21 protein-coding genes are annotated in these 22,893 nt (G+C 63.2%); 9 read left to right on the top strand and 12 right to left on the bottom strand.

What is annotated here, in order from left to right; all coding sequences use genetic code 11:
* Positions 1-301: 301 nt before the first annotated feature.
* Positions 302-1,015: a transcriptional regulator NanR gene (locus tag NKH57_RS10315; RefSeq protein ID WP_352600665.1), complete on the top strand. Its 714-nt coding sequence runs from the start codon at positions 302-304 to the stop codon at positions 1,013-1,015.
* A 2-nt stretch (positions 1,016-1,017) separates the two neighbouring features.
* On the opposite strand, the gene apnL is transcribed toward NKH57_RS10315, so the two are convergent.
* The 7 genes from apnL to NKH57_RS10350 form a co-directional block, all read right to left on the bottom strand.
* On the bottom strand, positions 1,018-2,856 hold the full coding sequence (gene apnL, locus NKH57_RS10320) for a D-apionate lactonase (RefSeq protein ID WP_352943935.1): 1,839 nt from the start codon (positions 2,854-2,856) through the stop codon (positions 1,018-1,020).
* Positions 2,853-3,887 (bottom strand): Gfo/Idh/MocA family protein, encoded by a 1,035-nt coding sequence (locus NKH57_RS10325; protein WP_352943937.1) that lies wholly within the window; start codon positions 3,885-3,887, stop codon positions 2,853-2,855. Before NKH57_RS10325 ends, apnL begins: the two co-directional genes overlap by 4 nt.
* Positions 3,888-3,889: 2 nt before the next feature.
* Positions 3,890-4,954, bottom strand: coding sequence for an ABC transporter permease (locus tag NKH57_RS10330; RefSeq protein ID WP_127412150.1), 1,065 nt, complete (start codon positions 4,952-4,954; stop codon positions 3,890-3,892).
* Positions 4,947-6,503, bottom strand: a complete 1,557-nt coding sequence (locus NKH57_RS10335) for a sugar ABC transporter ATP-binding protein (RefSeq protein WP_352943939.1) — start codon at positions 6,501-6,503, stop codon at positions 4,947-4,949. Before NKH57_RS10335 ends, NKH57_RS10330 begins: the two co-directional genes overlap by 8 nt.
* On the bottom strand, positions 6,500-7,144 hold the full coding sequence (locus tag NKH57_RS10340) for a DUF2291 family protein (RefSeq protein WP_352943941.1): 645 nt from the start codon (positions 7,142-7,144) through the stop codon (positions 6,500-6,502). The genes NKH57_RS10335 and NKH57_RS10340 overlap by 4 nt, the downstream gene beginning before the upstream one ends.
* Before the next feature lie 95 nt (positions 7,145-7,239).
* Complete coding sequence (locus NKH57_RS10345; protein ID WP_352726189.1) at positions 7,240-8,181, bottom strand: D-ribose ABC transporter substrate-binding protein; 942 nt, start codon at positions 8,179-8,181, stop codon at positions 7,240-7,242.
* Between the two features lie 315 nt (positions 8,182-8,496).
* Positions 8,497-9,324, bottom strand: coding sequence for a phosphogluconate dehydrogenase C-terminal domain-containing protein (locus NKH57_RS10350; protein ID WP_352943943.1), 828 nt, complete (start codon positions 9,322-9,324; stop codon positions 8,497-8,499).
* Between the two features lie 236 nt (positions 9,325-9,560).
* Here NKH57_RS10350 and NKH57_RS10355 point away from each other — a divergent pair, with 236 nt between their 5' ends.
* Genes NKH57_RS10355 through kce form a run of 3 tightly spaced genes read left to right on the top strand, consistent with a single transcriptional unit; the run spans position 9,561 to position 12,263 of the window.
* Positions 9,561-10,346 carry an SDR family oxidoreductase gene (locus NKH57_RS10355; RefSeq protein WP_352943945.1) on the top strand — a complete coding sequence of 262 codons (786 nt, stop codon included), beginning with the start codon at positions 9,561-9,563 and terminating at the stop codon, positions 10,344-10,346.
* A gap of 10 nt (positions 10,347-10,356) precedes the next feature.
* Positions 10,357-11,304: a 3-hydroxyacyl-CoA dehydrogenase gene (locus tag NKH57_RS10360; protein WP_352943947.1), complete on the top strand. Its 948-nt coding sequence runs from the start codon at positions 10,357-10,359 to the stop codon at positions 11,302-11,304.
* Positions 11,301-12,263 carry a 3,5-dioxohexanoate:acetyl-CoA acetone transferase gene (kce, locus tag NKH57_RS10365; protein ID WP_352943949.1) on the top strand — a complete coding sequence of 321 codons (963 nt, stop codon included), beginning with the start codon at positions 11,301-11,303 and terminating at the stop codon, positions 12,261-12,263. Before NKH57_RS10360 ends, kce begins: the two co-directional genes overlap by 4 nt.
* Positions 12,264-12,340: 77 nt before the next feature.
* Here kce and nanR read toward each other — a convergent pair whose 3' ends face one another.
* Positions 12,341-13,051: a transcriptional regulator NanR gene (gene nanR / locus NKH57_RS10370; RefSeq protein WP_352943951.1), complete on the bottom strand. Its 711-nt coding sequence runs from the start codon at positions 13,049-13,051 to the stop codon at positions 12,341-12,343.
* Between the two features lie 190 nt (positions 13,052-13,241).
* Between nanR and NKH57_RS10375 the strand changes: the two genes are divergently transcribed.
* The 5 genes from NKH57_RS10375 to NKH57_RS10395 all read left to right on the top strand — a co-directional run bounded on the left by NKH57_RS10375 (position 13,242) and on the right by NKH57_RS10395 (position 19,789).
* A complete protein-coding gene (locus tag NKH57_RS10375; RefSeq protein WP_352943953.1) occupies positions 13,242-14,843 on the top strand; it encodes an ABC transporter substrate-binding protein in 1,602 nt (533 codons plus the stop codon).
* Positions 14,844-14,934: 91 nt separating this feature from the next.
* Positions 14,935-15,891 carry an ABC transporter permease gene (locus tag NKH57_RS10380; RefSeq protein ID WP_352943955.1) on the top strand — a complete coding sequence of 319 codons (957 nt, stop codon included), beginning with the start codon at positions 14,935-14,937 and terminating at the stop codon, positions 15,889-15,891.
* Positions 15,884-16,792, top strand: a complete 909-nt coding sequence (gene opp4C, locus NKH57_RS10385; protein WP_352943957.1) for an oligopeptide ABC transporter permease — start codon at positions 15,884-15,886, stop codon at positions 16,790-16,792. Before NKH57_RS10380 ends, opp4C begins: the two co-directional genes overlap by 8 nt.
* On the top strand, positions 16,789-18,864 hold the full coding sequence (locus NKH57_RS10390) for a dipeptide ABC transporter ATP-binding protein (protein WP_352943959.1): 2,076 nt from the start codon (positions 16,789-16,791) through the stop codon (positions 18,862-18,864). The genes opp4C and NKH57_RS10390 overlap by 4 nt, the downstream gene beginning before the upstream one ends.
* A gap of 28 nt (positions 18,865-18,892) precedes the next feature.
* Positions 18,893-19,789 (top strand): dihydrodipicolinate synthase family protein, encoded by an 897-nt coding sequence (locus NKH57_RS10395; RefSeq protein ID WP_352943961.1) that lies wholly within the window; start codon positions 18,893-18,895, stop codon positions 19,787-19,789.
* An 87-nt stretch (positions 19,790-19,876) separates the two neighbouring features.
* Here the strand turns inward: NKH57_RS10395 and NKH57_RS10400 are convergent, their stop codons facing one another.
* Genes NKH57_RS10400 through NKH57_RS10415 form a run of 4 tightly spaced genes read right to left on the bottom strand, consistent with a single transcriptional unit; the run spans position 19,877 to position 22,888 of the window.
* Positions 19,877-20,371: a MaoC/PaaZ C-terminal domain-containing protein gene (locus NKH57_RS10400; protein WP_352944082.1), complete on the bottom strand. Its 495-nt coding sequence runs from the start codon at positions 20,369-20,371 to the stop codon at positions 19,877-19,879.
* Positions 20,368-21,444: a Gfo/Idh/MocA family protein gene (locus NKH57_RS10405; protein ID WP_352943963.1), complete on the bottom strand. Its 1,077-nt coding sequence runs from the start codon at positions 21,442-21,444 to the stop codon at positions 20,368-20,370. Before NKH57_RS10405 ends, NKH57_RS10400 begins: the two co-directional genes overlap by 4 nt.
* On the bottom strand, positions 21,437-21,766 hold the full coding sequence (locus NKH57_RS10410; RefSeq protein WP_023756704.1) for an L-rhamnose mutarotase: 330 nt from the start codon (positions 21,764-21,766) through the stop codon (positions 21,437-21,439). The genes NKH57_RS10405 and NKH57_RS10410 overlap by 8 nt, the downstream gene beginning before the upstream one ends.
* Positions 21,767-21,775: 9 nt before the next feature.
* Positions 21,776-22,888, bottom strand: a complete 1,113-nt coding sequence (locus NKH57_RS10415; protein ID WP_352943965.1) for a mandelate racemase/muconate lactonizing enzyme family protein — start codon at positions 22,886-22,888, stop codon at positions 21,776-21,778.
* Between the last annotated feature and the right edge of the window lie 5 nt (positions 22,889-22,893).

Here is a 22,893-nt window from a genome sequence, read left to right on the forward strand (position 1 = left end):
ATACGTCTCGGAACTTGATCATTCGCACACCTTGATTGGCTTCCGACCGGCGCATCCTGACCCCGTTTAAAAGGTCAAGACTTACCGGACAGATCGTGTGCTACCTAAACCGGACATATCGTGTGCTACCGACACCGAGCATTCGAAAAAGATTCACCAGTGTGCGAAATCTGGTATAATGAGTACCTAAGTATTGCAAGACATATCCGCTGGAAGCCTTGGTCGGATCGACAGAGGGCAATTTCGGGGAATTGTGGCGGCAGTGTTAGATATGGCCGGGTCAAGGGAGTGATTCGCGACGATGAACCGTTCGGAACCGATTGTCCGACGCAAGCTTTCCGATGAGGTCTTCTTGCGGCTGAAGCGCCTGATCACCAGCGGCGAACTGATGCCGGGCGACGACATGCCATCAGAGCGAGAGCTGATGGAGCGCTTCGAGGTCGGCAGGCCGGCGATCCGCGAGGCGATGCAGGCGCTGAGCAATATGGGGCTCGTCGCGATCTCGCATGGCGAGCGCGCCAAGGTGCTTCAGTTGACAGCCAAGTCGATCATCAAGCAGGTCGATGGCGCGGCCAAGATCATCCTGTCGTCATCGAAGGACACGCTGGAACATCTGAAGACCGCGCGCATCTTCTTCGAGCGCGGCATGGTCAGGGAAGCCGCCGAAAAGGCCACCGCCGAGGACGTGCAGCGGCTGCGCGCCACCATTGCCGAACAGCGCGGCTTTCGCGGTGATTCCGAGGCTTTCATCTCCGCCGATATGAAGTTCCATACCCAGATCGCCGCGATCTCCGGCAATCCGATCTATGTCGCCGTCAGCGAGGCGATGCTGGGCTGGCTGAAGGAATATCACACCGAAATGCTGATCTGGACCGGTAAGGAAAACTTCACGCTGACCGAGCACGAAGAGATCATCGGCCGCATCGAGAACAAGGATGCCGACGGCGCCGAGAAGGCGATGATCAAGCACCTTGAGCGCTCGCGCGCGCTCTATGTGATGAACTCCGAAAAGTAACTTCAGCCGATCCGGACTATCGCGTAAGGGGTCATCACGAGGTGGCCTCGGCCAAAAGCTGAAATGTCGACCGGCACGTCGTCCGCCGTCAGGTTCGCCAGCCACGCGATAGTCTCGCCCGAGGCAGAACGACCTGCCAGCGCCAGCACCTTCGTCTCATCGCTCGTCCTTGCCGCCACATGCGCAAGGCCGGCCATCTCGCAAAGTCCCTTGATCGCCCTGAAGATCGGCCGGGGTGATCCTTCCGCGACGGGTTCCCCGGATGACGCCAGCACGCCGAATGGCCCGGTGAAGCTGGAAAGCGTCAGCATCTCCAGCCCGGCCGGTGCCACACGCGCGGCATATCCGATCGTCCACGCTGCGGCGAAAAGGCCGGCATGACGAGGATCGCTGTCGGCCATGGCGATGCGCTGTCCCCCGGGATTGGGCTTGGTCGCGCCGCCATAGGGGTTTTGGCGCATGGCAATCGTCGACGGACCGATCCGGTAGGGTTTTGTCCCGAAGATCGCTCGTGCCGATTGGGTGACGAAATGCAGCGCCTCCAGCGATTGCATGATGCTGAGATCATCGGCCGCATGCACGATCGGGCAGGTGCAATGGGTGATGAAATCGAGCTGGTCCGCCGGCACGCGCTTGCGGTTGAGCTCTGTGAAATAGCTGAACATGCCGCCACCGAGGCGGATATCGGGAAAGGCGCGCCGCGCCGCGGCATAGACCGCTTCGAGTGGCGGGCACTCAGGCCACGCGCTGCCCGGCGGCGTCGACTGCCGGTCGACCGAAGGCGACACCGCAATGGCCGATAGGCTCAGCCCGGCCTGGCGCACCAGGTCGGCGACGCCTGACAGCTCTGCATCGAGACCGCCGACGCAGGGAACGACGCATTCGAGGGTCGTCTCAACTGGGTAGGCAGTTGCGAGCCGGGCGAAAGCACGCAAAGCGTCGAGCCCGTGGCCGCGCGTCGGATCGTAGTGAAACAGCAGTTGTTGGGGCCCGAGTGTCGCCAGCAAAGCGAGGTTCGCCAGCGCCGTCTCGACATCCTCGGGATAGATGACCACACCGACATCGGGCAGCCTCGGTCCGGCTTCGCCGAGTTCAACGCGGACCGGCTCGCTGGCCACGGCGGCAGCCGGCGCTTTGCCTTCACCAGTGATGCGCAGGCTGATCGTCTGCCGCAGAGGTTGGCCGGCGGCCAGCACATAGGGCCATGGCAGCGCCAGCGGTCGCACATAAGTCTTGTAGGAGGCGTCCGACCAGTTGCGCTGGTCTTCCATCTCGAAAGTGTCGCCCTCCATCCGGCATTCGGCAATGACGCCAGGCCGAACTGGGTGCGTGATCGCCCGCAAATCCTTGAAAGGCTGCCAGGGATCGATCAGTTCGGGAAATCTCGTCGCGACGATGCGGCCGTCCGTATGCTCGATCGTAACCGGGCTGCCGGCGAGGCCAGCGATCGGGTGCAGGATGCAGAAGCCGCAGCGATTGGTTTCGAAATCGCCTTCGGGTAGGGCGCTGACGTCGAAGACCAGACGGCCATCGGCGGAGCCATTGATCGCGGCGCGGAAGCCCAGCCGGCTTCCGTCCGGCCCGGTGCAATTTGCCGAATAGCTGACCGAGAAAGTGTCTGCGTCTTGGTCAATGGCAAGGTCCGTCAGCACTGGCTCATAGGTGCCCCAGTCGCGATCCCTGACGATGTAGGCGATGGCGCGCAGCACTTCGGTGCCGCCATGGCGGATGGTGCGCAGATTGCCGTTGACGAAGTCGGCGGTGAGCGCGCCTGCGCTCAGCCTGACCGGCTCGGCTTCTACCGCACGCGTGCCATAGAGCGGGAAGGCGTCGGTGGTCATTTCAGCAAGGCGTCGAGCTGCACCGGTTGGCGGCTCACGGCACCCGCATAGGCGGCCTCGACCAACGCAAAGGTTTTGAGATTGTCGGCGCCAGAGGTCGCCGGTTCAATTCCCTTTGCCAGGCAGTCTACCCAGTGCTGCTGGATGGCGACGACGCTTTCCTGGATGTTGTGCCAGGGCCGCGATGTCCACGGCAGCAGCGGCGGCGAAACGTCGGTGACGGCCGTGCCGTTCTTGCCGGTCACGGTGAGCCGGTATCCCTGTGCCAGCCGGATCGTGCCATCGCTGCCGTCGATCTCGATCAGCGTCTCGGGGAACGGCTCGGTGGCGAGCTTCGTCGCGTAGCTGCAATCGACCACAGATATCGCGCCGCTCACGTGATCCATCAGCATGGTCGCGACGTCCTCACCAGCGATCGCTTGGTTGATGCGAGCCGTTCGTGTCGTGATCGTCGAGACGTCGCCGAGCAGGAAGCGGGCGATGTCGAGGATATGGATGCCGAGGTCCTCGATGATGAAGCGCTTTCCCGTCGCCAGATAGGGCTGGCCGGAAAACACGTCATAGGCTGAGCGGAAGGAGATGCGCCCGAAGAAAGGCGTGCCGATCTCGCCGCTGTCGAGCACGGCGCGTACCGCCTGGATCGCTGACTGCCAGCGAAAATTCTCATGCACCATCAGCGGCACGCCTGCGTCGGTGCAAGCCCTCACCATCGCCTTGGCGTCGGCGAGCGTCGGCGCGAACGGCTTTTGGCAGATCGCCGGAACGCGATGGGCGGCCGCCATCTCGACAAGCGGGCGATGGCTGGGCGCGGTGGTGGCGATATCGACGAAGTCGAGGCTTTCGCCGGCAAACATCTCCGCCGCGTCGATATAGCGCTTCGCGATGCCAAACTGGTCGCCGACGATCCGCAGTCGTTCCGGATCGCGGTCGCAGATGGCGACGATCGAGGCGCCTGCTATGTCGCGCCATGCATGCATCTGGTTGACGGCAAAGAAGCCGCAGCCGATCAGTGCTCCCCGCAACTCCGCCATGATCAGCCCGCCTTTGCCATTTGCATCAGCGTTACGCGGCTCTGCAGCCGGCGCTGCGCCTGGTCGACGACGACGGCGACGATGATGACGAGGCCCTTGATCACCATTTGCCAGAAGGAACTCACACCCATCATCACCAATCCGTCCGAAAGAATGCCGATGACGAACGCGCCGACGATGGTGCCGCCGATCGTGCCGCGGCCGCCCGACATCGACGTGCCGCCGAGCACCGCCGCCGCAATGGCGTTGAGCTCGAAACTTTCGCCTGTCGCCGGATGCGAAGCCATCAGCTCGGACGAGATGATTAGGCCGACGATCGCCGCGCAGAAACCTGAGAACATATAGACGAACATCTTCACCATGTTGACACGGACGCCCGAAATCCGCGACGCGCGTTCATTGCCGCCGACGGCAAAGATGTGGCGCCCGAGCGGTGTGTACTTGGCGAGATAGGCGGCCCCCAGTGCAACGACGATCAGGATCCAGATCGCCACCGGCAGGCCAAGCAGCCGGCCGGCACCGAGGAAACCGAAACCGGTGGTTCCAAGCTCCGGCTTGCCGACGAGGTTGGGGAAGGTGCGTCCGTCCGACGACAAGAGCGCCAGGCCGCGCGCGACATAAAGTACGCCCAGCGTGGCGATGAACGGCGCGACGTTCAGCCTGGTGATCAGCAACCCGTTGACGGCGCCGATTAATATGCCGACCGCCAGCGTGATCAGCGCGATCTCGAAGACGTTGAAATAGATGGTGTAGCCGATCTGCAGGTCGATGCCGTTGAGCACGAGATAGCCGGCCACCATGCCGCACAGGCCGACGATCGAGCCGACCGAAAGGTCGATGCCGCCGGTGATGATGACGAAGGTCATGCCCATCGCCAGGAACGCGTTCAGCGCCACGTGCTTCGACATCAGGATCAGGTTGGCGGTCGACAGGAAATTCGGCGCCGCGATCGAGAAGAAGATCAGGACGGCGATGAGAGCGATGAAGGTCCTGAGCTTCATCAGCGTCAACAGCACGGAGCCGCTGGAAGCGGAGGGAGCGGCCGCCTTGGCTGGGATGTCAGTCATGCGCGGTGCTCTCCATCTGTCGAACCGGTCCGTGGCCAAGCGCCGAGGCAGCGACGAGTACCGCCTCCGTCGCTTCTGCGCGATCGAATATGCCGGTCAGTTTTCCGTTGCTCATCACCGCGATGCGGTCGGACAGGGCCATGACCTCGTCGAGATCGGAGGTCGCAAAAAGAATCCCTAAGCCGTCGCGGGACAATTTGCGCATGGTGCGGAACACATCCGCCTTGGCGCCGACATCGATGCCTCGGCTGGGCTCGTCCATCAACAGCACCTTGGGTCCGGTGAGCAGCGCCTTGCCGATCACCACCTTCTGCTGGTTGCCGCCCGACAGTGACGAAACCTCCTGCGCCGGGTCGGCGACCTTGATCGCCAGTTCCCGCACCATCTGTGTCACCGCCTGCCTTTCGTCGGCGCCACGGATATGGAACAGGCTGGCAAATCGCGACAGGCTGGCCAGCGTCAGGTTGCTGGCGACCGAGAGGATCGACACCAGCCCTTCGCGCTGGCGGTCCTCCGGGATCAGTGCCAGCCCGCGCCGGATGCGCCGCGTCGTATCGTGCTCCTTGACCTGTTTGCCGCCAATGAAGATCGCACCCGTCGAATGGCTGTGGCGGCCCATGATGCAGTCGAACAACTCGCTGCGCCCGGCGCCCATCAGGCCGTAGATGCCGAGGATCTCGCCGGCTCGCAGCGACAGCGAGACATGGTCGACTGCAAGCCCGCCGGTGGCACGCGGCAGGCAAATGTCCTCGGCGCGGAAGATTTCTTCGCCGGGAATATGACCGTCGGCCTTGGCGAAATCCTTGGCATCGGAGCCGATCATCTGCCGCACGATCCATCGCGTGTCGACGTTCTTCATCTCCTCCTGGCCGGTGATGTGGCCATCGCGCAGCACGGTGATGTAGTCGCCGATGCGGATCAGTTCCTCCAGCCGGTGCGAGATGTAGACGATGGCGACGCCGCGCGCCTTGAGGTCGGCGATCACCTTGAACAGGATTTCGACTTCCGCCGCGCTCAGCGCCGAGGTTGGCTCGTCCATGATCAGGATGCGCGCGTCGAGCGAGACCGCCTTGGCGATCTCGACCAGCTGCTGCTGGCCGATGCGCAGATCCTCGACCAGCATGTCGGGCCGTATGCCGGCTTGCAGGCGTTCCAGAAATTCCGCCGCGCGGCGCTCTTGTTCCTTGCGGTCGATCTTGCCGAAGCGGTTGGTGATTTCGCGGGTGGCGAAAATGTTCTCGGCGACGCTCATGTTGCCGAACAGGTTCAGTTCCTGGAACACCATGCCGATGCCGCGGTTCACCGCATCGCCGGACGACGAGAAGGACACCTCTTCGCCCTCCAGCAGTATGCGGCCGGCTGTCGGCCGTTCGACACCGGCGATGATCTTCATCAGCGTCGACTTGCCGGCGCCGTTTTCGCCGACCAGCACGTTGACCGCGCCCTTTCGCACCTCGAAATTGGCGCGCTTGACCGCAATGGTTCCGGAATAGACCTTGGAGACGTCCTCCAGTTTCAGGATGATGTCGCGCTCTGCGGCCGCGCTCATGGCTTCGACCCGATTTCTGCCTCCGCCGGAGTTACCAGCGGCAGGTCCTGGCCGCTGCCCAGCGTATAGGCGCCGAGCACCTTGGCGCTGCGGCCCTCCAGCGCTTCCCGCGGCAGCTTGGACAGCATTGTCTTGTCGGCGTAGCTGTTGAACGCCTTGCCGAACTGGGCGAAGTCGATCTGGTTGGTGAAGTCGTTGAACTGGATGAAGTCCAGGCTGTCGCGCAGCGCGGTGCCGCGCACCGCCGGTCCGATCTGCACCCGCGCATCGGCCTTGCTGTCGCCGTCGACATCAATGTCGACCGTCGCCGCGCGGGACTGCATGTTCGCAGCGACGATCTTGCCCTCCACGCGAACCGCGAAGGTCCACGGCGCGTTCGCCTGCTTGTTCGGATTGCCGTATTTGGCGCCGGCAGAAGCGGCATCGGTTGTTGCCAGTGTGTGAACTTGCGGAAACGGTCCGGCTTTCTGTTCGAGATAAGGCACGACCTTCGCCGCCCATATCTCTTCCACCATCTTGTCCGGATCGAAGGCGGGCGCACTTCCGCCGTCTGCCGATTTCGTCGGCAGGATCTTGCAGGCGGTCAGGCTGATGCCGATCATCACGGCAAGGATCGGCCAGTTCGGCTTGGTGTTCAGCATGATGGCCTGTTGTTCAGCTGGTGGTGGTCGGCCCACAGAAAATGGCGGCGAGGGGCGAACCGAAATTCGCCCCTCGCTGTTCAAATCACGCTGGCTCAGTTGGTCAGCGCGAAGGTCTCAAGCTTGGCGGCATTGTCGCCATTGACCAGAACGCAGTCCATCAGCTGCTTTTCCTTGGCCGGCGACTTCTTATTCTTGATGAAGTCGTTGGCCTGCTCGACCGCCATCTGCGCCTGCGCGAAAGCCGGCTGCAGGACGGTCGCCTTGATGCCGCCCGAGGTGATGGAGTCGCGCACGTCGTTCGATCCGTCGAAGCCGACGACGATGACATCCTTGCGGTTCGCGGCGGCAAGTGCTGCATTGGCGCCCATCGCCATCGTGTCGTTGCCGGAGATGACGCCCTTGATGTCGGGGTTGGCCTGCAGGATCGATTCCATCTTGGAATAAGCTTCCGTCTGGCTCCAGTTGGCCGACTGCTGCGCGACCATCTTCAGATCCGGATAGTCGTCGATGACGTCGTGATAGCCCTTGGAGCGAATGCCGGCATTGGTATCGGATTCCTTGCCGACCAGCTCGACGAAATTGCCCTTCTCGCCCATCAGCTTGACGAATTCCTGCGCGCCGAGTTGGGCGCCCTGATAGTTGTTGGAGACGATCTGCGCCACGGCGACGCCGGTGGCGTTGATCTCGCGATCGATCAGGAAGGACGGGATTCCCGCATCCTTGGCCTTCTGTACGGCGGCGACTGTGGCGTCGGCGCCGGCATTGTCGAGGATGATCGCCTTGGCGCCACGACCGATCGCGGTGTCGATCAGCTCCGACTGCTTGTTGGCGTCATCGTCATGGACGAGGACCAGCGCCTCGTAGCCGAGTTCCTTGGCCTTGGCCTCGGCGCCGACTGCTTCCGCCTTAAAGAACGGATTGTCGTGCGAGGGTGTGATGATGGCGATGAGATCCGCCGCGTAGGCGGGCATCGCCGTGCCAAGCGCCAGCATGCCGGCGAAAGCCGCAAGCGTCATTCTGCGTGTGAGTTTCATGAAGTCCTCCCTTTTGAAAAATTGCCTTGGTCAACCAAGGCCTCGGCATTCGAATTCGTCAGCGGCGCGGTCGGCAGATCGCTTTCGGGCCAAAGCCGTCGATGGCTTCCCCTCCACGGATCGTTGCTCCCCGGCCATCCTCCCCTCGCCAAGGCTTCGTGCGAAACCTTGTCGATCCGAGCCAAGAACAGCTAAGCCAACTGGTATGATGAGTCAACCACAAATTCAGGTGATATGTACCTGATGATCGCAAACTGGACGCCGGAAAACAGTACGCAGGCACATCGAGGCGCGATGGCAAGCGCCTGTCGTCTGTCAGGTGATGCGCTGAATGCTGGCGGCGATCTCTTCCGGCTCGAAGACGCGCTTCCAGTCGTCACGCATCAGAACCGGCTTGCCGAATTCGATCGCCTTGTTGCAGGCGTCCGAGAACACGCCCTTGGTCTCGCCGAAGATGACGGCGCCGAGCACGTTCATATGGCCGAGCAGGAAGTCGAGCGCCGCCTGCTTGTCGACGCCGCGTGCCACGACCTCGTCGACGGCCTCCTTCATGACCACCAGCAGCGAGGCGCAGACCGTCTCCGAAAGGCCGGGCTCGAGCAGCGCCATCTGTTCGACGCTGACGCGGTGCGAGCGCATGACCGGCGCCCAGATGATTTTCGCGATCGCCTCGCCCTTGGCGTAATCCTCTTCCGGTCCCTGCATCAAGGCGCTGACCATATGCTGCTTGGCCTTGACCCCGCCGAAATAATCCTTCTTGGCCGCCATGTCGGTCTCGTCATTGAAGATTGGCGGATGGCAGGGGTGGGTGACGAAATAGGTGAGGTCCGGCCGGTTCGGCAGATGACCGGCGAAAGGTGCCGCCGCGTCGAGCACCACCACCATCGTGCCCGGCGCCAGCTGGCTCTCGATGCTAGTCGCCACTTTGCCGATATGCGTGTCCGGAACGGCCAGGATCACCACGTCGGCGCCCTTGAGCGCCTCGTCGGCGCTCACCGCATCGAAACCCAGTCCGGTCTTCAGCCGTTCGCGGCCGGCCCCGCTGACCTCGACATGGCGTATCGTGTAGGGCGATCCGCGAAAGTTAGTTGATAGGCGGTACCCCATTTTCCCGCCGGCACCGAACAGCGCAATCGTTGTCATCTGGCCACTACTCCTGATCTCATCCGACGGCATCGCCCGTCGTCAGCTTATCAACTGGTATAATCACACTACCATACCTTGGCAATCCGATAACGGTGAATGCCCCAAGTCATGACTGCCGGTCTCCGGCCGCGCGTCCCCCGTTGCCCGTAGCTCGACCGGCTCTCACTTGCGCGGATCGCGTACCCACGCCAGTCTCGTTTCTATATAGTCAGGAATCTCGCTGGAGCTGTTGCATGCAGGACGACTTTCTGACCGGGCTGAAAGGCCAGCGCGTGCTGGTGACGGCAGGCGCTGGAGGCATCGGGTTTGCCATAGCCGACACGTTGTCGCGGCTCGGCGCTCGCATCATAGTCTGCGACGTTTCCGACGAGGCGCTGGCCGCTGCTCCCGGCAAGATCGATCTGGTCGCCGCGATCAAGGCCGATGTCTCGCGCGACGACGACGTCGACCGGCTTTTCGAAGCCGTTAAGGAAAAGCTCGGCGGTCTCGATGCGCTGATCAACAATGCCGGCATTGCCGGACCGACCGGCGGTGTCGAGGAGATCGATCCGGCGGACTGGCGACATTGCATCGACATCTGCCTGACCGGCCAGTTCCTGTGTGCCCGACGCGCGGTGCCGCTGATCAAGGCGGCGGGCGGCGGCTCGATCGTCTCGATGTCATCGGCGGCAGGCCGGCATGGCTACGCCTTCCGCACGCCCTATTCGGCGGCGAAGTTCGGCGTCATCGGTTTCACGCAGAGTCTCGCCAAGGAACTCGGGCCGCACGGCATAAGGGTCAACGCCGTCCTACCCGGCATCATCGAGGGGCCGCGCATCGAACGCGTCATCTCGGCACGTGCCAAGCAGGTCGGCATCAGCCATGAGGAGATGAGGGATCGCTATCTGCAGAACATCTCGCTGCGCCGCATGACCAGCCCCTATGATGTCGCCGCGATGGTCGCCTTCCTGCTCTCCGACGCGGGCATCAACATTTCCGGCCAGTCGCTCGGCGTCGACGGCAATGTCGAAACACTCTGAGGAATAATCCATGGCCAATGTCGCAATTGTCGGAAGCGGGTTCATTGGGCGAGCCTGGGCGATCAGCTTTGCCCGTGCCGGCCATGATGTGCGGATGTGGGACCAGTCGCCCGCCGCGACAGGTGGCGCCCGCGACTACGTTGCCGGCGTGCTTGGCGATCTCGCCCGGAACGACCTCCTGCGAGGACAGGCGGTCGACGCCGTGCTCGGCCGGATCGCAATCGTCGCCGAGTTGGCGGAGGCGCTGGCCGGTGCAGCCCATGTCCAGGAGAACACGCCCGAAAACCTGGAGGTGAAACGTGGCGTATTCTCTCTGATCGACAGGCTTGCCGATCCGCAAACGATCATCGCCAGCTCCACCTCGGCGCTCTTGCCATCGAAATTCACCGACCATCTGCAAGGGCGCCATCGCTGCCTGGTCGTACATCCAATCAATCCGCCCTATCTCATTCCGGCAGCCGAGGTCGTGCCGGCGCCGTGGACGTCCGCCGAGGCGTTGGAAAGGACCCGCGCCTTCCTCATCGATGCCGGCCACGCACCGCTTGTGATGAAGCGCGAGCTCGACGGCTTCATCATGAACCGCTTGCAAGGCGCATTGCTTGAGGAAGCGTTCCGGCTTGTCGCCGACGGTTACGCCAGTGTCGAGGATGTCGACATCGGCATCCGCGAGGGACTGGCGCTGCGCTGGTCATTCATGGGTCCGTTCGAGACAATCGATCTGAACGCGCCCGGCGGCGTGCGCGACTATGTCGAGCGCTATCAGTCGATCTATTCGAACATCTTTCCGCAGATGCTGCGCCGCGTCGACTGGGCGGGCGAGGTGATGAAGACCGTCGAATCCGACCGCCGCGAACGCCTGCCGCGCGAGAACCTCGGCGAGCGTCAGGTATGGCGCGACCGCCGGCTGATGGCGCTGGCGGCGCACAAGAAAAAATCGGACCAGGAGTATGGACGATGATCGAGACGACCCGCAAGCTCGGCGTCCAGCAGACTAAGGGCAAGATCATCATCACCTGCGCGGTGACGGGCGCGATCCACACGCCGACGATGTCGCCCTATTTGCCGATCACACCCGACCAGATTGCCTCGGACGCAATCGCCGCGGCGGAAGCCGGTGCCGCGATCCTGCATCTGCATGCCCGCGACCCGGAGACCGGCAAGCCCGACCAGACGCCGGAGGCCTTCGCCCGCTTCCTGCCACGCGTCAAGCAAGGCACCAAAGCCGCTATCAACATCACCACCGGCGGCAGCCCCTACATGAAGGTCGAGGAGCGTGTGCGCCCAGCCGCCCAGTTCAAGCCCGAGGTCGCCTCGCTTAATATGGGTTCGATCAATTTCGGGCTCTATCACCTCGCCGACAAATACGAGACCTTCAAGTTCGACTGGGAAAAGCCGCATCTGGAAGCGACGCGCGACCTCGTCTTCCGCAACTCGTTCAAGGACATCGAGTACATCCTGGCGACCTGCTACGACAATGGCACGCGCTTCGAATTCGAATGCTACGACATCGCCCATCTCTACAACCTTTCCCATTTCGCCGACAGAGGGCTGGTGAAGCCGCCCTTCTTCGTGCAGTCGGTGTTCGGGCTGCTTGGCGGTATCGGCACGCATCCCGAAGACGTGGCCCATATGAAGCGCACTGCCGACCGGCTGTTCGGCGACCAGTTCCGCTGGTCGGTGCTGGGCGCCGGCGCCAGCCAACTGCGGATCGCCGCGCAATCAGCCTCACTCGGTGGCAACATCCGCGTTGGGTTGGAGGACAGCCTGTGGGCGGGCAAGGGCAAGCTTGCCAAATCGAACGCAGAACAAGTGCTCCTAGCCCGCAAGATCATCGAAGGGCTCGGCATGGAAGTGGCGACGCCCGACGAGGCACGTGAAATCCTGTCATTGAAAGGCGGCGACAAGGTCGCTTTCTGACGCGGCCCGACCAATCGCTGTGCGGCGCCAAATACCGAGATGACGGCATGAAGATCGAAGCGTGAAGACAGGCGAGCCTAGTCGGGTTTCGCCAGACCCGAATTGAACTTGCGCCGGGCGTTTTCCAGATGCTCGCGCATCGCTCGGCCGGCAGCTTCCGGGTCGTGCCGCTCGATGGCCTCGAACACGGCTTTGTGGCCGGCAAAGCTCCTGCGGTTCTCCACCTCGGTGTTGGCCATATGGATGCGCTGGTTGATCAGCCATTCCACCAGCGCTTCATGCGCGGCGAGGAAGATCGGGTTGTCGGGAATCGCGGTCAACACCCGGTGAAACGCCACATCGGTGATGGCGAAGGCGCGAGCGCGCGGGATGGCGCGCTCGTTCTCGGCAAGTGCCGCCGCCAGCGCATCGACCTGTTCGCGCGTCGCCACCTCGGCGGCATGGCGCGCGATCGAAACTTCGAGGAACAGCCGCAGCTGCTCGAAATGGCCGATGCCGTCGGGCTGGTCCATCAACAGATGCGCCGTGCCGGTCAACTGCTCCAGCATATTTTTCGACGTCGGCCGCGTCACCTTCGGCCGCTCGCCGCTGTTGATGCGCACCAACCCCATTTTCTCCAGCGCAAACAGCGCTTCGCGCACCGAGGGGCGCCCGACATCGAACATCGACATCAGGTCGCGCTCGGACGGCAGCGAGCCGCCGACCGGATAGACCTCGTCGCGGATCATCTCCTCCAGACGGAGGCGGACTTCATCGGACAATTTTTTTCGAACCGGCATATTGTGCATGGTCTACCTTTTAAGCTATTAGACCAGTCGCCGCAAGCGAGGACTTGCGGAACCGAAGGGTTGGAGGAGGTCGCCGCCGGCCAATGGCGCGGCGGTCGGCGCGGCAGGCGAGGGTCTGACGCGGGAGCAGGCCTAGAGCAGGGGCATCGCCCCGATTTCGGCCGGCGGAAAGCAATGGGAGGAGAATTCCATGAGACGACTGCTGATGAGCCTTGTGCCCGCGATGGCGCTGATGTTTGCCGCAGTGATCGCCAAGGCCGAGGAGGGCGGCACGTTCCGTTCCGCCATGCGCACCGGCTGCATCGAGATGGGAACACTGCACACCACGTGCGGCCATAGGCTCGACGAGACCGTGCTGCAGGGACTGGTCCACATCAAATGGACGGGCGATGGCGTGCAACCGATGCTGGCCGAAAGCTGGAAGACGCCCGATGGCGGCAAGACCTATGTCTTCAGCCTGCGCCACGGCGTCAAATGGCATGACGGAACGCCCTTCACCGCCAAGGACGTGGTGTTCAGCCTCAACCTCTACGCCAACCCCAAGGTTGGCTCGCCTTGGGCGCAGAAGCTCGGCGCGGTGGCCGGATACAAGGCTTTCCAGGATGGCTCGGCCTCCTCGCTTGCCGGTGTCAGGGCGCTTGACGACACGACTGTCCAGATTGAACTCGACAGCGCCAAGCCTCTCTGGGTCGAGCTGCAGCTTATCGCCATCAGCATCTTTCCCGAACACATCCTCGGCAAGGTCGCGCCCGGCGATATCAAGGGCAACGCCTTCTGGGTCAACCGCGTCGGCACCGGCCCGTTTATCTGGAAGAAATACGAAAGCGATCAGTATGTCGAGGTCGACCGCAATCCAGACTATTTCCTCGGTGCGCCGAAGCTCGAGCGCATCATCTACCAGATCTACAAGGACGTGCCGCCGATCATCGCCGCACTCGAAACGCAGGAGGTCGACGCCATGTCCTATGAGGGCGGTGGCGTGCCGATCTCCGAACTCGCCCGGCTGCAGAAGCTCGACTATCTGACGGTGCTGCCGAAATTCTCCGCCGGCTTGCCGACCTACTTGCAGTTCAACCTGGAGAACAAGCGCTTTGTCGACGTGCGGGTGCGTCAAGCTATGCTCTACGCCATCGACCGCAAGGCCATCATCGAGACGGTCAAGCAAGGCGCCGGCGAGCTGTCGAACACGCTGTTTCCGCAGGATTGGGCGCGCGCCAAGGACCTCGAGCCCTACGACTACAATCCCGACAAGGCCAAGCAATTGCTCACCGAAGCGGGCTGGGACAGCAGCCAGCCGGTCGATTTCATCTACTACTATTCCGACCAGATGAACGTCGACACCGTCACCGCCATCCAGAGCTATCTGGCCGCCGTCGGCGTCAACATCCAGCCGCGCCTGCTCGATCCGGCGGCAATCAACCAGACCTATGCCGACGGCAGCTTCCAGATGGGCTTTTTCGCCAACGGTATGGGGCTCGATCCCTCGCTCGGTTCGCCGGTCGTCGTCTGCGGCGCAAAACCACTCAGCATGGGCTATTGCAATACCAAGGTCGATGAACTGTTCAACAAGGGGCTGGAATCGACCGACCGAGCCGTGCGTGCCGAAAGTTACCAGGAAGCCTCACGCATCCTCAACGAGGAGCTGCCCAAGGCCTGGCTGTGGAACGAGGTGCGGCCGCTGGCTTTCAACAACCGCATCGTCGGCCTGGCGCAGCACTTCAAGGAGCAGCCGCTCGTGATCTTCAACCACCCGGTCTACAACGAAGTCGAGAAGTGGGAAGTGGCCAAATAGGCCGCTGCGTAGACGCCATCATCGGTTGGTTATGAGGTGGAACCTCATGACCAACCGCCTCAACAGCCGCCTTCAGCGATAGGAGAAGCCGGTGCTCAGCTATCTCTTGCGCAAGCTGCTGCTCAGCATCCCGGTGCTGTTCGGCGTCACTGTCATCGTGTTCGCGATCGCGCATGCCATGCCGGGCGATGCAGTGCTGGCGATGATCACGGCGGAGGCGCCGTCGAGCGAGGCACTGATCGCGATGCGGCGCGGCGAACTCGGCCTCGACCAGCCGTTCTACATCCAATACCTCAACTGGATCGGCCAGATCCTGCACGGCAATCTCGGCCGCTCTTTCGTCAATGGCCGCGGCGTCGGCGAGATCATCGGCGAGCGCCTGCCGATGACGCTGGAGCTGATGGCGGTGGCACTGCTGGTCGCCTTCCTTATCGGCACCACGCTGGGCGTGATCTCGGCGCTCCGGCAATACAAGTTGACCGACTATTCGCTGACGCTGGGCGGCTTCGTCGGCGTCTCGATCCCGGATTTCTTCATGGGGCTGCTGCTCGTCTACGTCTTTGCGCTTGAACTGCGCTGGCTGCCGTCGTCGGGCATCTCGACGGCCGGCGACAGCTTCTCGCTCGTCGACAATCTCAGGCATCTGATCCTGCCGGCCGCCGCGCTCGCCTTGTTCCGCGCCGCGATCTTCATGCGCTACGCCCGCGCCGGCATGCTCGAAGTGCTGAACCAGGACTATATGCGCACCGCCAAGGCCAAGGGCCTCAGGCCAAGCACGATCACGCTGCGCCACGGCCTGCGCAACGCGCTGATCCCGCTGGTCACCGTCTTCGGCCTCGCTTTGCCGACGCTGTTCGGCGGCTCGGTGGTGATCGAGACGATCTTCCAGTGGCCGGGCATCGGCCTGATGTTCATCGACGCGGTGGTCAACAGAGATAGTCCGGTCATCATGGGCTATGTGCTGATCACTGCCATCATCGTCATGCTGGCCAACCTTGCGACCGACCTTGCCTACAGCGTGCTTGACCCGCGGGTGAGCTATGACTGACGTCGCCGCCGCCGATATGACGATCGCTGCCGGCGCCTCGCGCGGCCTGTGGGCCGAGGCGGCGCGCCGTTTCCTCAACCACCGTCTGGCGACGCTCGGGCTGATCATGCTCGCCATCATCGTGCTCGCCTGCATGCTGGCGCCGCTGATCGCGCACTACGGTCCCAACGACATCGACCTGCGCGGCCGCAACCAGCCGCCCGGCGGCGTGCATTGGCTGGGCACCGACGGCACCGGTCGCGACATCTTTGCCCGCATCCTCTATGGCGGCCGCATCTCGCTGACGGTCGGCTTCGTCGCGGTGGCGATCTCGGCGGCAATAGGCATCTTCGTCGGCTGCATTGCTGGCTATTTCGGCGGCAAGGTCGACCTCTTGCTGATGGGCCTGATCGACATGGTGCTGACCTTTCCACGCCTGGTCATCATCATCGCCTTCGTCGCAGTGGTCGGCCCGAGCATCTTCAACACGATGGTGGTGATCGGCCTGCTCAGCTGGCCGTCCATCGCCCGGTTGACGCGCGGCGAGATCCTGGCGCTGCGCAACCAGGAATTCGTCCTCGCCGCGCGCTCGCTCGGTACCTCGCCGTCGGTCATCATTCTCGAACACATATTGCCCAACGTGCTGGGCCCGATCCTGGTGGCGATCACGCTCGACGTGGCCACCGTCATCCTGCTCGAAGCCTCGCTGTCCTTCCTCGGCCTCGGCGCGCAGGCGCCGGCGGCCAGCTGGGGCAACATGCTGCGCGATGCCCGCACGCTGTCGATCCTCGAGAGCCAGCCCTGGATGTGGATCCCGCCCGGCGCGATGATCGCGATGGCCGTGCTCAGCGTCAACTTCGTCGGCGACGGCCTACGTGACGCGCTCGACCCGCAGCACATCATGGGCGGTGGTGGCAAATGATGGAGGCCAACACGCTTTCCGTCGACAGGGCTGCAAAGGGGATAGGACAGCAAGCTGTGCTTTCCGTGCAAGGGCTGAGTGTCGAATTCGGCCCCAAAGGCAGCTCCGTCTATGCCGTCAATGACGTCTCATTCGATCTTGCCGAGGGCCAGTCGCTGGCCATTGTCGGCGAAAGCGGCTCCGGCAAGTCGGTCACCGTGCAGACGCTGATGGGCCTGATCCGCAAGCCGCCCGGCCGCGTCACCGCCGGCCGAGCGTTGTTTCGCGGTCGCGATCTGCTGGCCATGCCCGACAGCGAACTGCGCCAGATACGCGGCCGCGACATCGCTATGATCTTCCAGGATCCGATGTCGTCGCTGAACCCGGTGCTGACCATCGGCCTGCAACTGACCGAGGCGCTGCGCGAGCACCAGGGCCTGAGCCAGCCACAAGCACAGCGCCAGGCGCTCGACATGCTGGATCTCGTCGGCATTGCCAACGCGCCGCAGCGCATGCGCGCCTTTCCACATCAGTTCTCCGGCGGGCAATTGCAGCGCATAGGCATCGCCATGGCCTTGGTTTGCAAGCCGTCGATCCTGATCGCCGACGAGCCGACCACGGCACTCGATGTCACCATCCAGGCACAGATCGTCGAGCTGGTCGCTCGCCTGCAGAAACAGCTCGGAATGGCGATCATCTGGATCAGCCATGATCTCAGCCTTGTTGCCGGCTTTGCCGATCGCGTCGCGGTGATGTATGCGGGCTCGATCGTAGAATGCGCGCCAGTCGACGAGCTGTTCTCGGCAACAACGCACCCCTATGCGATCGGCTTGTTGAATTCGATTCCATCGCTGACGGCGGCAAACACAAGGTTGGTGCCGATCAAGGGCGCGCCGCCCAATGTCACCCTGCCGCCGGCGTTCTGCCCCTTCGCGCCGCGCTGCGATTATGCCGAGGCGCGCTGCCGCGAGCAGAAACCGCCACTGGAAACGGTCGGCGCCGGCCACACCGCCGCATGCTGGCGCTGGCGGCAAGTCGAGCGATCGCCGCGTGCGCCGGCAGCTGCGCCAAGCGCGGCACCGGCTGCGACGCTCCAGCAAGAACCGCTGCTCGTCGTCGCCGATCTCAAGGTGCATTTTCCCATTCGGCGCGGTGTGCTCAGGCGACGGGTCGGCGCCGTGCATGCCGTCGATGGCGTCAGTTTCGAGGTGCTGCGCGGCGAGACTCTGGCGCTGGTCGGTGAAAGCGGCTGCGGCAAGTCGACGACCGGCCGCGCGGTGCTCGGGCTCGAGCCGCCGAGCGCCGGCAGCATCGTCTTCGAGGGCAGGGACTATGCCGCTGCGACAGGCGAGCAGCTCAAGCAGCGCCGCCGCGACATGCAGATGGTTTTCCAGAACCCGTTCGGATCGCTCAACCCGCGCATGACGGTCGGGCGCATTATCGGCGAGGGGCTGCGTGCGCAGAAGATCGGCACGCGCGCCTCGCGCGATGCCCGCGTCAGTGAATTGCTGGCGCTGGTGGGCTTGCGGGAAGCGCTGCGCGACCGCTACCCGTTCGAGCTCTCCGGTGGCCAGCGCCAGCGTGTCGGCATTGCCCGCGCTCTGGCGGCCAATCCAAAATTCATTATTGCCGACGAGCCGATCTCGGCGCTCGACGTCTCCATCCAGGCGCAGATCGTCAATCTGCTGGACGACCTCAAGGCGCGCCTCGGGCTGACCTATCTGTTCATCGGTCATGACCTGTCGATGATCCGCTATCTCAGCGACCGTGTCGCGGTGATGTATCTGGGCCGGATCGTCGAGATCGGCACCACGGCAGGGGTGTTCGGCAGGCCGCTGCACCAGTATACACGCGCGCTGCTGTCGGCGATCCCGGTGCCCGACCCCAAGGCCGGCGGTACACGCCGGCGCATCGTGCTGGGCGGTGCGGTGCCCGATCCGTCGAAGCCACCGCCCGGTTGCCATTTTCATCCGCGCTGTCCGATGGCGAGCGACATCTGCACGCGGGTGACGCCGGAGGTGCGCGATTTCGGCTCACCCATCACCGGGCAACATCTCGTCGCCTGCCACCATGCAGGCGAGGCCACACAATGAAATTTCCGAACGGACTGAGGATTCCCAAATGACCAAGGAATTGGCGGGCATGTATGCCGCCTTGATGACCGGACTAAGCGATGCCGGCGAATTCGATCCGCAGCGCCAGCGCAACATTAACGACTACGTCCTGCGCCAGGGCCTGGCCGGGCTCTATGTCGGCGGCAGCAGCGGCGAATCCGGCCTGCTGACGGCGGACGAATTGCTGGTTCAGCAAGAGGTGGTGTTCGCCAGTGCTGCAAGCACCGGCACCAGGCTGATCGCTCATGTCGGCATGCCGAACCTGCGCGATTCCATCCGCTTGGCACGGCAGGCGCAAAAGCTCGGCTATCACGCGCTGTCGGCGCTGCCGCCGCATTCCTATCCATTCTCCGACGAAGAGGTCTTTGGCTACTACCAGGCGCTGGCGGCGGCGACGGACCTGCCGCTGATCGTCTACGAAATCCCCTTGCGCACCGGCCGGCCGCTGCCGCTCAACCTGCTGGTCCGGCTGCTCGATCTGCGCAATGTCGTCGGCATCAAATACACCTCCACCGACCTTTTCAAATATTCGCTGCTGCGCAAGCGGCAGCCGCAAAAACTATTCTACTACGGCTTCGACGAGATCTATGCCGCCGCCGGCATGCTCGGCACCGACGGCGGCATCGGCACCACATACAATTTGCTCGGCAGGCTGTACGTGGCAGTGGATCAGGCGATCCGCGCCGGCGACCTGGCACGGGCGAAAGTGCTGCAGATGGTGTCCCAGGACTTCGTCGAGGTGCTGCTGGAAACCGGCGTCCTGCCGGGCATGAAAGCAGCGTTCCGCGTCATCGGCGTCGATTGCGGCCCGACCCGTGCGCCGATGGCGCTGGCTGTCGCCGACGCCGAGGACCGGATGCGCGCGGTTCTTACTCGCCCGGCGGTGAAAGAGTGGCTGGCGTGAGAGGAGTTGGCTGAAAGACCTACAGTCGACGAATACGACAACATATATGGCGCTTGCCAGATCTGCACGACCATTCTCGGTCCGGCTTCATGGCCAAGGCCAGCTCATAGGCATCAGGTCGAGTCTCAGCCCTGCGGGGGGCCTGCGTTCGACGATGTAGATGTGGTCGGCCGCGAGCACCACTTCGCCACGCTGGTTGATCACTTCGCAGCGTTCGATTACCCGTCCTGAACCCGGCCGCTTGGGATCGTCTTCCTTGGCCGCGATGGTTGTGCGTGTGCGGATCGTGTCGCCGATGAACACCGGCTTGATGAAGCGCAACCGGTCGTAGCCATAGGAAAAGGCGACAGGGTTGACGACGGTTGCCGTCAGCCCGATGCCGACCGAGAACACCAGCGTACCGTGTGCAATACGCTGGCCGAATGGCGTCGTCTTCATGAACTCGGCGTCCATGTGGTGCGGGAAGAAATCGCCGGTGTGGCCGGCATGGACGACGAAGTCGGTCTCGGTGATGGTGCGGCCGCTGGTGAGGCGTGACGAGCCGATCTCGTAGTCCTCGAAATACTGGATCTGTTCCATCAGGGCCTTTCTGCGATCGGCGTTGCCGGTGCCGCACTCGACTGATACGCGGCCTCGACCAGCGCCATCGTGCTCCATGCGTCCTCGACCGGACTGATCAGTGTAGCATCTTCTCCGGCGGCGAACCGTTGGACATTGGCCATGCGACCGACGAATGCGTCGGGAAACCACTCGCCGGCCAAGGGCACTGCGACCCAGTCCGTTCCGCCCTTGGGATAGATCTCCAGTACATCGGGCTCGCCTGTGGGATAGTCGAGATTGAGACCGAGCTTGAGATAGGCCGCGCCCTCGGTGCCGCAGATGCGGAACTCGGAGGCTTGGTGCCGGCGACCGAACTTGTGATCGTGGTTGATCGACAGCGCGCAGCGCACGGTGTCGCCATAGTCGAGAATGGCGCTGGTGCGCGTCTGCGCCACCGAATGGTTGGGGTGGCCGAGCGTCTTGGCGTGCACGCCGCGCGGGTCTCCAAGCAGCTGCCGGATCAGGTCGAGATAGTGGATCGAGTGCATGGCGATCTCGACGCGCGGTGCCTTGAGCAGGAACTCCCACAGCTCCCACGGTGTCGCCAACGCCAGCCAGGCATCGAAGTCGACGATCTCGCCGAGCCAGCCCTTGGCGGTGGCATCCTTCAGCGCCAGCATCATCGGTGCGAAGCGCCCCTGGAAATTCACTGCGGCCTGCAGCTTCTTGGAACGGCAGATCTCGAGGATTTCGGTTGCCTCGGCAAGGTGGCCGCCCATCGGCTTCTGGATCAGCGCCACGGCGCCGTCAGGTAATGCTTTCAGCACATCGGCATGGCGGGTGGGCGGCGTCGCGAGGTCAAAGATCGCACCCTCGACGGCGGCCGCTTCCTCAAGTGTGCGAAAGGCCGTCACGCCCCATTGGCTAGCAAGCTTTTCCGCTTTGGTGTGATCGGGATCATAGAGCCCAGCGACGGGAAAGCCGGCCTTCCGGTAGGCCGGGAAATGCGCGTCCCCGACAATCGAGCCGGCGCCGAAGGTGACGATCGGCCGGGGCTTGGAGGGTTTGGGCCATGACTGTACGAGCAAGGCAGGGTCGAAACCGCTTTCAGTCATGATGGAAGACCTCGTCCATATCAGCCCACCATTCGCCTTCCCTGCGCGTCGCCAGCGGTTCCTGGCAAGGCATGCAGACCGCCCACCATTCCTGTGTCCTGGGGTCGGCAGCCATCTTGGCCATGTCGGCTTCGTAGTCGGTGCCATGGTACTCGAAGGTGCTGAACAGCAGGTTCTCCGGCCGCTTCAGGTAGATCGAATAGTTCTTGATGTTGCAGGCCGAGATCATGGTCAGCACGTCGGGCCAGACGGCGGCGTGCAGGCGGACATACTCCTCGACTTTTTCCGGCTTCAGCCCCAGAACCATCCCCATCCGCTGCATGCCCGTCTCCTATTTCGTGATCGCCGTGGTGAATTCGGCGATGCTCATGGCCTTGACCGCGTCCCAGTCCCAGTCGATGCCGATGCCCGGTTCGTCCGGCGCCAGCGCCTGGCCATCTTCGATGCGTATGCGCTTGCCGGTCAATTGGTCGAGTTGCGGAATGTACTCGACATATCTGCCGTTCTGAACAGCGCAGGTCAGGCTGACATGCAGTTCCATCAGGAAATGCGGACAGACCGGAATGTCGAAGGCCTCCGCCGCATGGGCAATCTTGAGCCAGGGCGTGATGCCGCCGATGCGGCCGACATCGACCTGCACGATCGAGCAGGCGCCTTTCTGCATGTATTCGCGGAAATGGCGGATGGAGTAAAGCGACTCGCCGATGGCGATCGGCGTCGGCGTCGAGTTCGACAGCCGCACATGCCCATCGATGTCGTCGGCCGGCAGCGGCTCCTCGATCCAGGCGAGGTCGAGCTCGCGCAGCCTTGCCGCGCGCCGGATCGCTTCATCGATCGAGAAACCCTGATTGGCGTCGGTCATGAGCTCGTAGCCATCGCCGACCGCCTTGCGCACCGCCGATAGGCGGGCAAGATCCTCCGAACCGTGCGGCCTGCCGATCTTCACTTTCGAGCCGCGAAATCCCTTGGCCTTGGCGGCCAGCGCGTCGTCGACCAGTGCCTGCGTCTCGATATGCAGCCACCCGCCTTCGGTCGTGTAGAGCGGGCAGCGGTCCTTGGCACCGCCGGCCAGTTTCCACAGCGGCAGGCCCTGCTTCTTCGCTCGCAGATCCCACAGAGCGGTATCGATCGCCGCGATCGCGATTGCGGTGATCGCGCCGATCGTCGTGGCATGCGTGGCGAATTCGAGATCGTGCCAGATCGCCTCGATCATTTCGGGGTCGCGGCCGATCAGGCGCGGCACCAGATGGTCGGAGAGGAGCCGCATCACCGACGAGCCACCGGTGCCGATCGTGTAGCTGTAACCGGTACCGACCGCGCCGTCAGAATCGGTGATCGTCACGATCGGCGTTTCCTGGCTGACGAAGCTCTGGATCGCGTCGGTGCGCTTGACCTTGGGCACAAGGTCCACCATTCGCAGTTCGACTCTCGTGATCTTGGCCATGCCGA

Source organism: Mesorhizobium sp. M1050, from assembly GCF_040318715.1.
Taxonomy (GTDB): domain Bacteria; phylum Pseudomonadota; class Alphaproteobacteria; order Rhizobiales; family Rhizobiaceae; genus Mesorhizobium.